Annotated in this window: 9 protein-coding genes; 8 read left to right on the top strand and 1 reads right to left on the bottom strand. The window is 73.0% G+C overall.

Features of this window, described 5'->3' with window-relative positions; all coding sequences use genetic code 11:
• The first annotated feature begins 9 nt into the window (after positions 1–9).
• The 7 genes from ACZ7JA_RS29215 (at position 10) to ACZ7JA_RS29185 (ending at position 12,182) form a co-directional block, all read left to right on the top strand.
• Positions 10–1,815, top strand: a complete 1,806-nt coding sequence (locus ACZ7JA_RS29215; protein WP_470811383.1) for an ABC transporter ATP-binding protein — start codon at positions 10–12, stop codon at positions 1,813–1,815.
• A complete protein-coding gene (locus ACZ7JA_RS29210) occupies positions 1,812–3,674 on the top strand; it encodes an ABC transporter ATP-binding protein (RefSeq protein ID WP_389305084.1) in 1,863 nt (620 codons plus the stop codon). Before ACZ7JA_RS29215 ends, ACZ7JA_RS29210 begins: the two co-directional genes overlap by 4 nt.
• Positions 3,675–3,701: 27 nt before the next feature.
• Positions 3,702–5,444 carry an ABC transporter ATP-binding protein gene (locus ACZ7JA_RS29205; RefSeq protein WP_470811380.1) on the top strand — a complete coding sequence of 581 codons (1,743 nt, stop codon included), beginning with the start codon at positions 3,702–3,704 and terminating at the stop codon, positions 5,442–5,444.
• Positions 5,441–7,204 carry an ABC transporter ATP-binding protein gene (locus ACZ7JA_RS29200; RefSeq protein ID WP_470811377.1) on the top strand — a complete coding sequence of 588 codons (1,764 nt, stop codon included), beginning with the start codon at positions 5,441–5,443 and terminating at the stop codon, positions 7,202–7,204. Before ACZ7JA_RS29205 ends, ACZ7JA_RS29200 begins: the two co-directional genes overlap by 4 nt.
• Positions 7,205–7,532: 328 nt before the next feature.
• Positions 7,533–9,572 carry a M4 family metallopeptidase gene (locus ACZ7JA_RS29195; RefSeq protein WP_351664591.1) on the top strand — a complete coding sequence of 680 codons (2,040 nt, stop codon included), beginning with the start codon at positions 7,533–7,535 and terminating at the stop codon, positions 9,570–9,572.
• A gap of 247 nt (positions 9,573–9,819) precedes the next feature.
• Complete coding sequence (locus ACZ7JA_RS29190; protein WP_389305090.1) at positions 9,820–11,481, top strand: M4 family metallopeptidase; 1,662 nt, start codon at positions 9,820–9,822, stop codon at positions 11,479–11,481.
• Positions 11,482–11,660: 179 nt separating this feature from the next.
• On the top strand, positions 11,661–12,182 hold the full coding sequence (locus ACZ7JA_RS29185; RefSeq protein WP_351664595.1) for a DUF1990 domain-containing protein: 522 nt from the start codon (positions 11,661–11,663) through the stop codon (positions 12,180–12,182).
• A 34-nt stretch (positions 12,183–12,216) separates the two neighbouring features.
• Here ACZ7JA_RS29185 and ACZ7JA_RS29180 read toward each other — a convergent pair whose 3' ends face one another.
• Positions 12,217–14,835, bottom strand: a complete 2,619-nt coding sequence (locus tag ACZ7JA_RS29180) for a glycosyltransferase family 1 protein (RefSeq protein WP_470811374.1) — start codon at positions 14,833–14,835, stop codon at positions 12,217–12,219.
• A gap of 362 nt (positions 14,836–15,197) precedes the next feature.
• Here ACZ7JA_RS29180 and ACZ7JA_RS29175 point away from each other — a divergent pair.
• Positions 15,198–16,045, top strand: an 848-nt coding sequence (locus tag ACZ7JA_RS29175; RefSeq protein ID WP_470811372.1) for a maltotransferase domain-containing protein, incomplete at its 3' end; no start/stop codon positions are given.

Below are 16,045 nucleotides of genomic sequence, written 5' to 3'. Positions count from 1 at the left end.
TCACCCCTGATGCCCACGACACGTGCAACCACCGCAGAAGAAGTCCGCCCCGAGCGTTCGGCCGTCCGCACCCTGCTGCGCCTGTGGCCGTACGTGCGGCCCGTGCGGGCGCGGCTGTTCACGGCGGCGTTCGTCGCGATAGCCGCCTCTTGCGTGGGCCTGGTGATCCCGCTGGTCCTGAAGTGGATGGTCGACGGGCCGGTCGCCGACCGCGCCCCGGCGGGTGTCTGGCTCGGCGCGCTGTGCCTGCTGCTGCTCGGCATCGCCGAGGCGGTCCTGTTCGGCATAAGACGCTGGCTGGTGGCCCGGCCGCTGTCGCACGTGGAGGCGGAGCTGCGGGCGGCCCTGTACCGCCGGCTGCAACGGCTGCCCGTGTCCTTCCACGACCGGTGGGCGTCCGGCCAGCTCCTCTCCCGGGCCACCACCGATCTGATGCTGCTGCGCATGTTCCTGGCGTTCCCGCTGACCTTCCTGCTGGTCAACGGGGTGACGATCCTGGTCGGCGTGGTGATCATGCTGATGCAGGACTGGGTGCTGGGCCTCGTCATCCTCGGGCCCGCCGTACCGGTCCTGTGGACCTGCGTGGTCTTCGAGCGGCGCTACGCCGAGGTGGCGCGGCGCGCCCAGGACCAGGTCGGCGACCTGACCACGGTCGTCGAGGAGAGCGTGCTCGGCATCCGCATCATCAAGGGCTTCGGCCGGCACCGCAGCCAGGCGCGGGCGTTCCACGAGCTGTCGGGCCGGCTGCGCGGCACCGAACTGCGCAAGGCGCGGCTGCTGGCCACCATCTGGGGCGTGATCGTGACGCTCCCGGAGATGGCGATCGGCGCGGCGCTGGTGGTCGGCGCGCTGCGGGTGGCCGACGGCGAGCTGTCCGCGGGCACGCTGGTCGCCTTCCTGAGCACGGCGCTCGCCCTGCGCTGGCCGGTGGACTCCATCGGCTTCCTGCTGGCCATGAGCCAGGAGGCGGCGACCGCCACCGAGCGGTACTTCGAGGTGATGGACGAGGAGCCGGAGGACACCGGGGAGGCGGGCGACGCCGGCGCCGGGGCGGCGGAACCGGGACTGCGCTTCCACGGCGTCCGATTCCGCTACCCCGACGCGCCCCCGGACTCCCCGCCCCTGCTCGACCGCATCGACCTGCACATCCGCCCCGGTGAGTCCATGGCCCTGGTCGGGGCCACCGGCAGCGGCAAGACCACCCTGACCGCGCTCGTCCCCCGGCTGCACGAGGTCACCTCGGGGCGCATCAGCCTGAACGGCGTGGACATCGCCGCCATGCCCCGCGAGGAGCTGCGCGCCAGGGTCGCCGTGGCCTTCGAGGAACCCACGCTCTTCTCGGCGTCCGTGGGCGAGAACGTGCTGATGGGCGCGGCGGACGGCGCCGGGAAGGCGGACCTGGACCGGGCGCTGGCGGTCGCCCAGGCCGACTTCGCGCACGCGCTGCCGCAGGGCACCGGCACCCAGGTCGGCGAGCAGGGGCTGAGCCTGTCCGGCGGGCAGCGCCAGCGGCTGGCCCTGGCCCGCGCGGTGGTCGGCCGGCCGGAGTTCCTGGTGCTGGACGACCCGCTGTCCGCGCTGGACGTGCACACCGAGGCAGCCGTGGAGGCCGCGCTGCGCCAGGTGCTGGCCGACACCACCGCGCTGATCGTGGCGCACCGGCCGTCCACGGTGCTGCTCGCCGACCGGGTCGCCCTGCTGTCGGACGGCCGGATCGCCGCCGTCGGCACCCACCAGGAACTGCTGCGCACGAACGCCGAGTACGCGCACCTGATGTCGGGCGCGGCGGCCGGGGACCGGGAGGACCACCGATGACCAGCACGACGACCGCCGCTCCGGCCACGCAGGACGATGACCGGCCGCGGACGCGGGAGGCCGGCGACGGCGACCCCTTCGACCACGACGTCCTGCCCACCCCGCCCGGCGCCACGGCCGCGCTGCTGCGCTCGCTGCTCGCGCCCATGAGGTCCCGGGTCGCGGTGACCACGCTCCTGCTGCTGCTCCAGCAGGCGGCCGTGCAGGCGGGCCCGCTGCTGGTCGCGTACGCCATCGACAGGGCCGTTCCGGCGTTCCGGGACCACGACCACGGGCCGCTGATCGCGGTGGGCGTCGGATATCTGCTGTGCGCGCTGCTCTCCGGCGGGCTGCAGTACGCGTTCATCGAGGCCTCGGCGCGGGTCAACCAGAACGTGCTGCTGGATCTGCGGGGCCGGATCTTCCGGCACGCGCAGGCCCTCAGCGTCGACTTCCACGAGCGGTACACGAGCGGCCGCCTCATCTCCCGCTCCACGACGGACGTCGAATCGCTGCGCGAGCTCCTCGACGAGGGGCTGCAGGAGCTCGTGACCGTCGTGCTGTCCTTCGTCTACATCTCGGCGATGCTGCTGTGGCTGGATCTCGGCCTCGGCGCGGTCGCGGTGGCCTCCTTCGTGCCGCTGTACCTGCTGGTGCGGATGTACCAGCGGCGGGCGGGGCGGGTGTACCGGGCGCGGTCCACGGCGATCGCGGCGGTGATCGTGAAGTTCGTGGAGACGATGAACGGCATCCGCCCGGTGCGCGCCTTCCGCCGGGAGGCGGCGAACGACGCCGAGTTCGCCGTGCTGAACCAGCGGCACGAGCGCACCAACGGCGACGCCCTGCTGGAGATGGCCCGGTACGTGGTCGGCTCCCGTCTGGTGGCCAACACGGCGGTCGCCGGGATCGTGCTGTGGGGCGCCTACCGGGTGGCGTCCGGCTCGCTGGAGCTGGGCGTGCTGGCGGCGTCCGTGCTGTACCTGCGACGGCTGTACGACCCGATCGACCGGCTCGGGATGTTCCTGAACTCCTACCAGTCGGCGGCGGCGTCCCTGGAGAAGATCGCCGGGCTGCTGGCGCAGACGCCGTCCGTGCCGGAGCCGTCGGCGCCCCGTGAGCTGCCCTCGCTGGAGAGCGACCTCCCGGGCCGCGAGGTGGTCTTCGACGGGGTCAGCTTCGCGTACCGCACCGGCGGCGAGGTGCTGCCCCGCTTCGACCTGACGCTGCCGGCCGGGCAGACCGTCGCCGTCGTCGGCTCCACGGGCGCGGGCAAGTCGACGCTGGCCAAGCTGCTCGCCCGGTTCTACGACCCGTCCGCCGGGCGGGTCCTGCTCGACGGGGTCGACCTGCGCGAACTGGGGATGCCCGAGCTGCGGCGCGGCGTGGTCATGGTGACCCAGGAGGCGTTCCTGTTCTCCGGTACGGTGGCCGACAACATCGCGATCGGCCGGCCCGACGCCACGCGGGAGGACGTCGAGCGGGCCGCGAAGGCGATCGGCGCGCACGAGTTCATCAGCGCCCTGCCCGACGGCTACGACACGGACGTCCGCAAGCGCGGTGGCCGCATCTCGGCCGGGCAGCGCCAGCTCGTGGCGTTCGCCCGCGCGCTGCTGGCCGATCCGTCGGTGCTGATCCTCGACGAGGCGACCAGCTCCCTGGACGTGCCGGGTGAGCGGGCGGTGCAGCGGGCGATGGCCACGGTGCTGCGCGGCCGTACCGCCGTGGTGATCGCGCACCGGCTGTCGACCGTGGAGATCGCCGACCGGGTGCTGGTGATGGAGCACGGCCGGATCGTCGAGGACGGCAGCCCGGACGAACTCATCGCGGGCACGGGCAGGTTCGCGGATCTGCACAGGGCGTGGCGGGACAGTCTGGCGTAGCGGTACCGACAGGACGGGGGCGGCGCGTTGATCGACGCGTACGAGGATCCGGGCACACCCGACATCCGCGGCGGCTGGCACTACCTGGGCTGGCTGGTGCTGCGCCAGCACGTGCGGTCGCTGGTGGGCGCGCTGCTGGGCAGCATCTGGATGGTGCTGATGGCGGCGCAGCCGTATCTGATGTCGCGGGCGGTGGACGACGGTCTGGTGCCGGGCAAGCCCTGGGTGCTGGCCGGGTGGGCCGGCGTGATGCTCCTGCTCGGCGGGCTGAACTCCTGGCTGAGCATCATGCGGCACCGCACCATGACCCGGGTGCGGATGGACGCCAACTTCCGCACGGTGAAGCTGGTCGTGGAGCACGCGGCCCGGCTGGGGGCGGCGCTGCCGCGCCGGGCCGGGGCCGGGGAGGTCGTCACCATCGGGGTCGGTGACGTGCAGACCATCTCGCAGGCGCTGACGGTGGTCGGGCCCGGGGTGGGTTCGCTGGTGGTCTACGTGGTGGTGGCCGGGGTGCTGCTGTCCATCTCGGCGCAGCTCGCCGCCGTGGTGCTGCTCGGGGTGCCGGTGATCGCGCTGCTCACCGGGCCGCTGACCCGGCGGCTGCAGGGCGCGGAGGCCGAGTACCGGGAGCGGCAGGGCGTGCTGACGGCGCGTATCGGTGACCTCGCGGGCGGACTGCGGGTCCTCAACGGCTTCGGCGGCAAGGGGCTGTTCGCGGACGCCTTCCGCGGCGACTCGCGGCGGCTGCGCGCCCAGGGGTACCGGGTGGGGGCGGTGGCGAGCTGGGTGCAGGCGCTGGGCATGGGCGTGCCCACCCTGTTCCTGGCGTTGGTGACCTGGCTGGCGGCGCGGCAGGCGGCCGAGGGCGGCATCAGCATCGGCGAGCTGGTGTCGGTGTACGGCTACGTCGCGGTGCTGATCCTGCCGGTGGCGTTCTTCATCGAGCTGACCTACCAGCTCAACCGGGGTGTGGTGGCGGCCCGCCGGGTGGTGGCGCTGCTGCGGCAGGAGCCGGAGCCGGACGAGGGCGCGCTGCCCGCGCCGGACGGACCGGCCGAGCTGCACGACCCGGCGTCCGGGGTGCGGGTGCCGGCCGGCCGGCTGGTCGCGCTGGCCGCCGCGCGTCCCGCCGACGCGGCGGCGGTGGTGGACCGGCTCGGCCGGTACGGGACGACCGACGCCACCTGGGGCGGGGTGCGGCTGGACGCGGTGCCGCTGGCCGAGGTGCGGTCGCGCATCCTGGTCGCCGACAACGAGGCGGACCTGTTCGCGGGCCCGCTCAGGGAGATGGTGGCCGCGGCGGAGCCGGCCGGTGAGGACGCGCTGCGCCGGGCGGTGTTCGCCGCCGCCGCGGAGGACGTCGTACGGGGGCTGCCGGACGGCCTGGACTCGGCCGTCGCCGGGCAGGGCCGCAGCCTGTCCGGCGGTCAGCGGCAGCGGATCCGGCTGGTGCGGGCCCTGCTGGCCGACCCCGAGGTGCTGCTCGCCGTGGAGCCGACCTCGGCGCTGGACGCGCACACGGAGGCCACGGTCGCCGCGCGGCTGCGGGAGGCGCGCGAGGGCCGTACGACGGTGGTGACGAGCACGTCGCCGCTGGTGCTGGACCGCGCCGACACGGTGCTGTTCCTGGCCGGCGGCAAGGTGGCGGCGAGCGGCCCGCACCGGCGGCTGCTGGCCGAGGAGCCGGGCTACCGGGCGCTGGTGGCGCGCGACGTCGAGGACGCCCCGGACACCGCGGACACTCAGGACACCGAGGAGGCCGTACGGTGACGGCGGGCGAGGAGCTGCTGCCGGTCGCGGACCGGACGGCGGTGCGGCGGGCGACCCTGCGGCTGGTGCGGGCGGACGGGCGGGCGTTCGCCGCCGCGCTGGTGCTCAACGCCGCGGCGGCCGCGGCGGGGCTGGCCGGGCCGTGGCTGGTCGGGCGGATCATCGACGAGGTCCGGGCCGGGCACGGGGTCGACGCGGTGGACGGGCCGGCGCTGCTGATCCTGGTGTGCGCGCTCGCCCAGCTGGTGCTGGCGCGCTGGGCGCGGTACGTCGGGCACCGGTTCGGGGAGCGGACGCTGGCCCGGGTGCGCGAGGAGTACGTCGACCGGGTGCTGGCGCTGCCCGCGTCGACGGTGGAGCGGGCCGGCACCGGGGACCTGACCGGGCGCGGCACCGCCGACGTGGCGACGGTCGGCACCACCCTGCGGGACGTCGGCCCGGACCTGCTCGTCAACAGCGTGCAGGGCCTGTTCGTGCTGGGCGCGGTGTTCGCGCTCGACCCGCTGCTGGGCCTGTTCGGCGTGATGTGCCTGACGCCGATCTGGCCGGCGCTGCGCTGGTACCTGCGCCGGGCCCGGGACGGCTACCTCGCGGAGGGCGCGGCCAACTCCGAGGTGGCCGAGATCGTGGCGTCGACGGCTTCCGGCGCGCGCACGGTCGAGGCCTTCCGGCTGCGCGGGCGGCGGATCACCGCGAGCCGGGACGCGCTGGAGCGGTCCCGCCGGACCCGCTTCCACACCCTGTACCTGCGGACCGTCTTCTTCCCGGCGGTCGAGGTGACGTACACGGTCCCCGTGGTGGGCGTGCTGCTGCTCGGCGGCTGGCTGCACCAGCGCGGGGCGGTGGGCGTCGGCGCGGTGGTGGCGGCGGCCCTGTACCTGCGGCAGTTCACGGAGCCGCTGGACCAGATCCTGATGCGGGTGGAGCAACTGCAGAGCAGCGGGGCGTCGTTCGCACGCGTCGAGGGGCTGGCGCAGGCGCCCCGGACGGAGACGGAAGGCGTCTGCCCGGCCCCCGGGGACGACCGGATCGACGTGCGCGGGGTGCGGTACGCCTACGAGCGCGGCGGCGAGGTGCTGCGCGGGGTGGACCTCACGGTGCGGCCGGGTGAGCGGCTGGCCGTGGTGGGTCCGTCCGGCGCCGGGAAGACGACCCTCAGCAGGCTCCTCGCGGGCATCGACTCCCCGAGCGCGGGCTCGGTGACGGTCGGCGGGGTGCCGGTCGCCTCCCTGGCTCCGGAACTGCTGCGCCGCCAGGTGGTGCTGGTGACCCAGGAGCACCACGTCTTCCTCGGCACGGTCCGGGACAACCTGCTGATCGCCGAGCCGGCCGCCACGGACGACGCGCTGTGGTCGGCCCTGAAGGCGGTGGGCGCCGACGACTGGGTGCGCGCCCTGCCCGCCGCGCTCGACACCGTCCTCGGGCCGAACGGCCACGCGACCGACGGCTCCCAGGCCCAGCAACTGGCGCTGGCGCGGGTGGTGCTGGCCGACCCCCACACCCTGATCCTCGACGAGGCGACGGCCCTGCTCGATCCCGCCACCGCCCGCCACGCCGAACGCGCGCTGGCCGCGGTCCTCCAGTCCCGCACGGTCATCGCCATCGCCCACCGCCTCCACACCGCGCACGACGCGGACCGGGTGGCCGTGATGGAGGACGGCCGGCTCAGCGAAGTGGGCACGCACGAGGAGCTGGTGCGGGCGGACGGGGCGTACGCGTCCCTGTGGCGGACCTGGCACGGCGACGGCGCGGCCGGCTGATCCGGCGGGGCGCGGGCGGCCCGGCCGGTGCGTCCGGCGCGGCCGGCCGGAGTCCCGTCACACGGCCAACGGTTCGTATACCGAACATGAATATCCGGACTACGTACGATTTCCGGCCAAGTTCGTGACGTGGTCCTGACAGGTCAGGTGATTCCCTGTCACTCTTCACAACGGCCGGCTCACAGCGAACGCACAGCTTCGCACGCACCGGGTGAGCTTGCCGCGCACCTGCACGTGGTTCCGCGTAACGCCCTGATCTGCCCGGACGTCCCAACCCACCGTCCGGTCTCCCCTGGCCGCGCGACCCGCGGTCATGCAGAAGGAGTCAGTGTTGAGCAGCACCTCTCGCAGACGCACCCCCCACACCGGGCACCGCCGTACCGCCACCGTCGCCCTCGCCGGCGTCGCCGCCCTCATCGCCGCGGCCGTCCAGTCCGGCGCCGCGACCGCCGCCCCCGCCCAGCAGCGGGCCGGCAAGGCCGATCCGGCCCATGTCGCCCTCGAGCTCACCCCGTCGCAGCGCACCGAGCTGATCCGGCACGCGGACGCCGGGAAGGCCGCGACGGCCCGGGCGATCGGCCTCGGCGCCAAGGAGCAGCTCGTCGTCAAGGACGTCGTCAAGGACGCCGACGGCACCCTGCACACCCGCTACGAGCGCACCTACGCCGGGCTGCCGGTGCTCGGCGGCGACCTCGTCGTCGAGACCGCCCGGTCCGGCGCCACGAAGTCGGTCGTCAAGGCCAACCGGGCCGCGCTGAAGGTCGCCAGCCTCACCCCGGCCGTGCGCAAGGCCGCGGCCGAGAAGCAGGCCGTCCAGCGGGCCAGGGCCCTCGGCGGCACCCGGTCGGCCGCGGACAGCGTGCGGAAGGTCGTCTGGGCCGGCTCCGGCAAGCCCGTCCTCGCCTACGAGACGGTGGTCGGCGGCCTCCAGGACGACGGCACCCCGAACCAGCTCCACGTCATCACCGACGCGGCCACCGGCAAGAAGCTGTTCGAGTTCCAGGGGATCAAGAACGGCATCGGCAACACCCAGTACAGCGGCCAGGTCACGCTGACCACGACCCAGTCGGGCTCGACCTACACGCTGACCGACGGGGCGCGCGGCGGCCACAAGACGTACAACCTGAACCACGGCAGCTCGGGCACCGGCACGCTGTTCTCCCAGTCCAACGACACCTGGGGCAACGGCACCACGTCCAACGCCGCCACCGCGGGCGCGGACGCCCACTACGGCGCCGCGGTCACCTGGGACTTCTACAAGAGCACCTTCAACCGCAGCGGCATCAAGAACAACGGCGTCGGCGCCTACTCCCGCGTCCACTACGGCAACTCGTACGTGAACGCCTTCTGGGACGACAGCTGCTTCTGCATGACCTACGGCGACGGCTCCGGCAACGCCGACCCGCTGACCGCCCTGGACGTCGCCGGGCACGAGATGAGCCACGGCGTCACCTCCAACACCGCGAACCTCAACTACAGCGGCGAGTCCGGCGGTCTGAACGAGGCCACCAGCGACATCTTCGGCACCGGCGTGGAGTTCTTCGCCAACAACTCCTCCGACGTCGGCGACTACCTCATCGGCGAGAAGATCGACATCAACGGCGACGGCACCCCGCTGCGCTACATGGACAAGCCCAGCAAGGACGGCGCGTCCAAGGACAGCTGGTACTCGGGGATCGGCGGCGTCGACGTCCACTACTCGTCCGGCCCGGCCAACCACTTCTTCTACCTGCTGAGCGAGGGCAGCGGCGCCAAGGTCATCAACGGCGTCAGCTACAACTCGCCGACGGCGGACGGCCTCCCGGTCACCGGCATCGGCCGGGACAAGGCGCTGCAGATCTGGTACCGGGCGCTGACCACCAAGTGGACCTCCACCACCAACTACGCGGGCGCGCGCACCGGCACGCTCGCGGCGGCCGGCGAGCTGTACGGCACCACCAGCGCCGAGTACAAGGCCGTGCAGGACGCCTGGGCGGGCGTGGCGGTCGGTTCGCGCTCCGGCGGCGGCGGGGGCGGCGGCACCTCGTACGAGAACACCACCCCGGTGTCGATCCCGGACAACGGTCCCGCCGTCACCTCCAGCATCACGGTCTCCGGCAGGAGCGGAAACGCGCCGAGCAACCTCCAGGTGAGCGTGGACATCACGCACACCTGGCGCGGCGACCTGGTGATCGACCTGGTCGGCCCGTCTGGTGCCTCCTACCGCCTGAAGAACTTCTCCTCCTCCGACTCGGCGGACAACGTCCAGGCGACCTACACGGTCAACGCCTCCTCCGAGTCGGCCAACGGAACCTGGAAGTTGAAGGTTCAGGATCAAGCCACGTATGACACGGGCAAGATCAACAGCTGGAAGCTGACCTTCCCGTAAACCGCTCACCACGAGCCGGAGAACAAAGGCGTCGTCCGGGGGTTCGCACCCTCGGGCGGCGCCCGTTCACATTGCCGAAACGATTATCGGACAGTCGGGTTTGAGCCAACATCACATCAGGGTCATGACATGTACGCACCCCTGATGCCACTCTTCCCTCACCGCCGCAGCAGCACAGCAACTTCCCATCACCACCTCCGGACAGTGACCCCACTCTGACCGGACTCCCCCACGAGAAGGAGCTTCTGTGAGCCCCCTCTACGCGCGTCGCAAGCGCACCACTCTGGCCGTCGCCACCGCCGTCGCCGCCGGAGCCCTGCTCTCCACTGGTCTGACCACCAGTGCCAGCGCCCAGAACGCGGCCGAGGCCGCCGCCGCGAAGCCGCTCGCGGCCGCCCCGACGCAGCTCTCCGCCGCGGCGCGCACCACGCTCATCCAGAAGGCCCAGGCCGGCGCGGCCGACACCGCGCAGGAGATCGGCCTCGGCGCCAAGGAGAAGCTCGTCGTCAAGGACGTCGTCAAGGACGCCGACGGCACCCTGCACACCCGCTACGAGCGCACCTACGGCGGACTGCCCGTGCTCGGCGGCGACCTCATCGTCCACACCGCCAAGTCCGGCAAGGCCGAGGGCGTCACCAAGGCCAACAAGTCGGCCGTGAAGGTGGCCTCGCTCAAGCCGCAGATCACCGCCGCCAAGGCGGAGAAGCAGGCCGTGGGCGCCGCCAGAACGCTGGGCTCCGCCAAGACCACGGCGGACGGCGCGCGCAAGGTGATCTGGGCCGGCTCCGGCAAGCCCGTCCTCGCCTACGAGACGGTGGTCGGCGGCCTCCAGGACGACGGCACCCCGAACCAGCTCCACGTCATCACCGACGCGGCCACCGGCAAGAAGCTCTACGAGTACCAGGGCGTCGAGAACGCGACCGGCACCGGCAAGACCCTGTACTCCGGGTCGGTCAGCCTCACCACCAACCTGTCGGGCTCGACGTACCAGCTGTACGACACGACGCGCGGCGGCCACAAGACGTACAACCTGGCCCGCGGCACCTCCGGCACCGGCACCCTGTTCACCGACGCCGACAACATCTGGGGCACGGGCGCGGCCTCCAGCTCCTCCTCGGACCAGACCGCCGCCGCTGACGCCGCCTACGGCGCGCAGGAGACCTGGGACTTCTACAAGTCCACCTTCGGCCGCAACGGCATCAAGAACAACGGCGTCGGCGCCTACTCCCGCGTCCACTACAGCAGCGGCTACGTCAACGCGTTCTGGGACGACAGCTGCTTCTGCATGACCTACGGCGACGGCAGCGGCAACACCCACCCGCTGACCTCGCTCGACGTGGCCGGCCACGAGATGAGCCACGGCGTCACCTCCAACACCGCCGGCCTCAACTACAGCGGCGAGTCCGGCGGCCTGAACGAGGCCACCAGCGACATCTTCGGCACCGGCGTGGAGTTCTACGCCAACAACGCCTCCGACAAGGGCGACTACCTCATCGGCGAGAAGATCAACATCAACGGCGACGGCACCCCGCTGCGCTACATGGACAAGCCCAGCAAGGACGGCGGCTCCGCCGACTACTGGTCCTCCACCGTGGGCAACAAGGACGTGCACTACTCGTCCGGTGTCGCGAACCACTTCTTCTACCTGCTGTCCGAGGGCAGCGGCTCGAAGACGATCAACGGCGTGACGTACAACTCGCCCACCTACAACGGCTCCACGGTCACCGGCATCGGCCGCGCCAAGGCGCTGCAGATCTGGTACAAGGCGCTCACCACGTACATGACGTCGACGACGAAGTACTCGGGCGCCCGCACGGCGACCCTGAACGCGGCGTCGGCCCTGTACGGCTCCACCAGCACCGAGTACAAGACGGTGGCCGCCGCCTGGGCGGCGGTGAACGTCAACTAGTCGCGGCGAAGCCGGACGAGGGCGGTACCGGGGCGGATGGCCCGGTACCGCCCTCCCCCACCGAGTACAAGACGGTCGCGGCCGCCTGGGCGGCCGTCAACGTCAAGTGACGGCGGCCCGGTGAGCCGGGCGGTACCCGGTCGGACGTCGTCCCGGGTACCGCCCTACCCTTTTGACCCATGTCCCAGGCCCCCTTCACCTACGAACCGGTCGGCGCGACGCGCGACGACCTGACCGTCTGCCCGCCCGGCTTCCGCCCGATGCTCGTCCGCACCCGCCTCGGCGAGGGAACGGCGGTCTTCGACCGGGCCGCCGAGGCGGTCCTGACCTGGGAGATGCACCGCGCCATGGGCGTGGGCATCGACGCCGGCGCCGACCGCGCCGCCCCCGGCGTGGACGTCACGGTCACCCTGGCCGGCGTCATCAAGGCCCCCTGCCGTGTCGTCTGGAGCGCCGAGGAACCCCGGCGGGCCGGCTGGGCCTACGGCACCCTCGAAGGCCACCCCGAGTGCGGCGAGGAGGCCTTCGTGGTCGACCGTACGGGTGACGGCACGGTCTGGCTGACCGTCGCCGCCTTCAGCCGGCCGCGGAAGTGGTACGCCCGCGCCGGCGGCCCCGCCACCCGGGGCTTCCAGCACGCCTACGCCCGCCGCTGCGGCACCGTCCTGAAGCGTCTGTGCGCCGAGTACGACGAGGCCTGAGTGGCGACGCGCCGCCCGCCGGACCCGGGTGCCCTCAGCGCAGCAGCACCCCCGCTACCTCCGCGGCGTCCTGCGAGGGCACCGTCACCAGGCCCAGTTCGGCCGCCGAGGTGAGCAGCCGGTGGGCCGGGAGGATGCGCACCGTGTAGCCGTACGGGCCGGTGCGGTCCAGGGAGAGCGGGCCCTCGTAGAGGCGGCGGCCCTCCAGGTCGGGGGCGCCGGTCGGCTTCAGCGGGACCGCGGTGGCGTCGGTGATGCGGTCCTCCGCGTCCACCCGGCCCGAGACCGCCTGCACCTCCACGTCGTCCGGCTCCAGTTCGCCCAGCCCCACCCGCACCCGCAGCCCCACGGTCGTGCCCAGTTCCGCGGTGGCGGTCGTGGCCGTCGTCTCCACGTGGTCGACGCTCACCCCGGGCCAGGCGGCCCGCACCCTGGCCTTCCAGGCGGCCAGTTCCCGTGCCGTGTCCGGGGTCAGCGCCCGGTGCGACTGGGCGGCGGGGGCGTACAGCCGGTCGACGTACTCCCGGACCATGCGGCCGGCCAGCACCTTCGGGCCGAGCCGGCCGAGGGTGCGGCGGACCATCTCGATCCAGCGGTCCGGCAGCCCGGCCCGTCCGCGCTCGTAGAAGCGCGGGGTCACCCGCTGTTCCAGCAGGTCGTAGAGGGCGGCGGCCTCGATGTCGTCACGGCGGTCGGGATCGGTGCCGGCGCCGTCGGCGGTCGGCACGGCCCAGCCGAAGTCCGGCTGGAACCACTCGTCCCACCAGCCGTCCAGCACCGACAGGTTGAGGCAGCCGTTGAGCGCCGCCTTCATCCCGGAGGTGCCGCAGGCCTCCAGCGGCCGCAGGGGGTTGTTCAGCCAGACGTCGCAGCCCGGGTAGAGCTTCTGCGCCATCGCCATGCCGTAGTCGGGCAGGAAGACGAGGCGGTGGCGCACACGCGGGTCGTCGGCGAACCGCACCAGCTCCTGCACCAGACGCTTGCCGCCGTCGTCCGCCGGGTGCGCCTTGCCCGCGACCACGATCTGGATCGGCCGCTGCGGGTGCAGCAGCAGCTCCATCAGCCGGTCGCGGTCGCGCAGCATGAGGGTCAGCCGCTTGTACGACGGCACCCGCCGGGCGAACCCGATGGTGAGCACGTCGGGGTCGAGGACGCCGTCGATCCAGCCCAGCTCCGCGTCCCCGGCGCCGCGCTGCCGCCAGGAGGCGCGCAGCCGCTCGCGCACCTCGGTCACGAGCTGTTCGCGCAGGGTGCGGCGCAGCTCCCAGATGTCCTGGTCCGCGATGTCCGCCACCGAGTCCCAGCGCTCGGAGCCGCCGACGGTCAGCGCGTCCTCGGTGCGCTGGGAGCCGATCTGCCGGGCGCCGAGCCTGAGCACCTCCGGGGCCACCCAGGTCGGGGCGTGCACCCCGTTGGTCACCGAGGTGATGGGCACCTCCTCGGCGTCGAACCCCGGCCACAGGCCCGCGAACATCTCCCGGCTGACCTGCCCGTGCAGCAGGGACACCCCGTTGGCCCGCTGGGCCAGCCGGAGCCCCATGACGGCCATGTTGAACAGGTTGGGCTCGCCGCCGGGGTAGGTCTCCATGCCGAGGGCCAGGATCCGCTGCACGTCGATGCCCGGGAGTTCGGAGTCCGGGCCGAAGTGCCGGGCGACCAGCTCCCGGTCGAACCGGTCGATCCCGGCCGGGACCGGGGTGTGCGTGGTGAACACGGTGCCGCCCCGCACGGCCTCCAGCGCCGCGTCGAAGTCGAGCCCCCGCGCGCACAGTTCGGCGATCCGCTCCAGGCCGAGGAAGCCCGCGTGCCCCTCGTTGGTGTGGAAGACCTCGGGCTCGGGGTGGCCGGTGAGCCGGCAGTAGGTGCGCACGGCCCGGACACCCCCTATGCCCAGCAGCATCTCCTGCAGCAGCCGGTGCTCGCTGCCGCCGCCGTACAACCGGTCGGTCACCCCGCGTTCGCCGAGGTCGTTCTCCTCCACGTCGGAGTCGAGCATCAGCAGCGGCACCCTGCCGACCTGCGCCAGCCAGATCCGGGCGTGCAGCGCCCTGCCGCCGGGGAGCGCGAGCGAGACCTGGGCCGGGGCACCGTCGGCCTCCTTGAGCTGGGTGACGGGCAGTTCGTGCGGGTCGAGCACCGGGTAGTGCTCCTGCTGCCAGCCGTCCCGGGACAGGCTCTGGCGGAAGTAGCCGTGCCGGTACAGCAGCCCCACCCCGATCAGCGGCACCCCGAGGTCGCTGGCCGCCTTGAGATGGTCGCCGGCCAGGATGCCGAGGCCGCCGGAGTACTGGGGCAGCGCGGCGGTGATGCCGAACTCCGGGGAGAAGTAGGCGACCGCGGCGGGCAGTCCGTCGCCCTGCTGCTGGTACCAGCGGTCGCCGGTCAGGTAGTCGCCGAGGTCGTCGACGACCGCGGTCAGCCGGCGCAGGAACCGCCGGTCGCCGGCCAGCTCGGCCAGCCGGGCCGGGCGTACTCCGCCCAGGAGACGGACCGGGTCGCCCTTGGCCGCCGCCCATCGCTCGGGGTCGACGGACTGGAACAGGTCGCGCGTTTCCGCATGCCAGGACCAGCGCAGATTGCGCGCCAGGTCGCTCAGCGGCCGGAGGGGTTCGGGGAGAACGGGACGGACGGTGAACCGGCGGATCGCCTTCACATCTCACCTCGGACGCGTTGCGTGGTGTGAGACGCACGGCGCTGTACGTCTCGTCGTCCCTGTCGACGGTAGTGGTTACCGGAGGGTCGGTGGGGACGTACCGGAACGGGTGTCGGGGCGCGCCGGGGTCACAGGACGGGTGGTGCCGGGGGCGTGGAGCCGCGGTGGGCGGGCACCCGGAGAAGAGGGCCGGTCTTGAACGTAGACGTACGCGCGAGTAGTTAACAAAGTGCCGGATTGCCCACCCGTTGCGGATGGGAAGGCTCCCCCGGTACGCCCCACAGCAGCACCCAGCACGAACGCAGGACCCACCTCCCCATTTCCATCCGCCCACACCCACGTTGACGCGGACAGGAGCGGTCATGCCCGCCACGCACCACTCGTCAGCACCACCGACCAGCAGGACAGCCGGCAAGAAGGCCTCGGGCAGGAAGGCCGGGAAGCCGGCGGAGAACCTCCGCGATCCCGTGCCGCCCGAGGGGCGCCCCGCCGAGGCGGGTTCCACGGCCGTCGGGCGCATCCCCGTCCTCGACGTGCGCCCCGTGGTCCAGCACGGTCGCCGGCCCGCCAAGGCCGTCACCGGTGAGGCCTTCGAGGTGTCGGCCACCGTGTTCCGGGAGGGACACGACGCCGTCGCCGCGAACGTCGTACTGCGCGACCCGGAGGGCCGGCCGGGCCCCTGGACCCCGATGCGCGAACTCGCCCCGGGCACCGACCGCTGGGGCGCCACCGTGACGCCGGGCGAACCGGGCCTCTGGACCTACACGGTGGAGGCCTGGTCCGACCCGGTGGGCACCTGGCGGCACCACGCGCGGATCAAGGTCCCGGCGGGCATCGACACCGACCTGGTCCTCACCGAGGGCGCACAGCTGTACGAACGGGCGGCCGCCGGGGTGCCGGAGGAACGGCGCGAGCCCGTCCTGGCGGCCGCCGCGGCGCTCCGGGACGAGGGCCGGCCGGCCGCCTGGCGGCTGGCGGCTGCGCTGTCGCCGGAGGTGGAGGGGGTGCTGTCGCGGTTCCCGTTGCGGGAGTTGGTGACCGCGTCGGAGGCGATGCCGCTGCTGGTGGAGCGGGAGCGGGCGCTGTACGGCTCGTGGTACGAGTTCTTCCCGCGTTCGGAGGGCACCGCGGAGCGGCCGCACGGCACGTTCCGCAGTGCCGAGCGGCGGCTCGAGGCGATCGCGGAGATGGGCTTCGACGTCGTGTACCT

The sequence above is a fragment of the Streptomyces sp. NPDC038135 genome, assembly GCF_055601245.1.
Note: the sequence above shows the minus strand (reverse complement) of the source record. Positions and strands in the feature narration are given on the sequence as shown.

Bases quoted from the DNA above. Each gene is read 5' to 3' on its own strand.
- ACZ7JA_RS29215 (WP_470811383.1), top strand. From the start codon at position 10: ATGCCCACGACACGTGCAACCACCGCAGAAGAAGTCCGCCCCGAGCGT.
- ACZ7JA_RS29210 (WP_389305084.1), top strand. From the start codon at position 1,812: ATGACCAGCACGACGACCGCCGCTCCGGCCACGCAGGACGATGACCGG.
- ACZ7JA_RS29185 (WP_351664595.1), top strand. From the start codon at position 11,661: ATGTCCCAGGCCCCCTTCACCTACGAACCGGTCGGCGCGACGCGCGAC.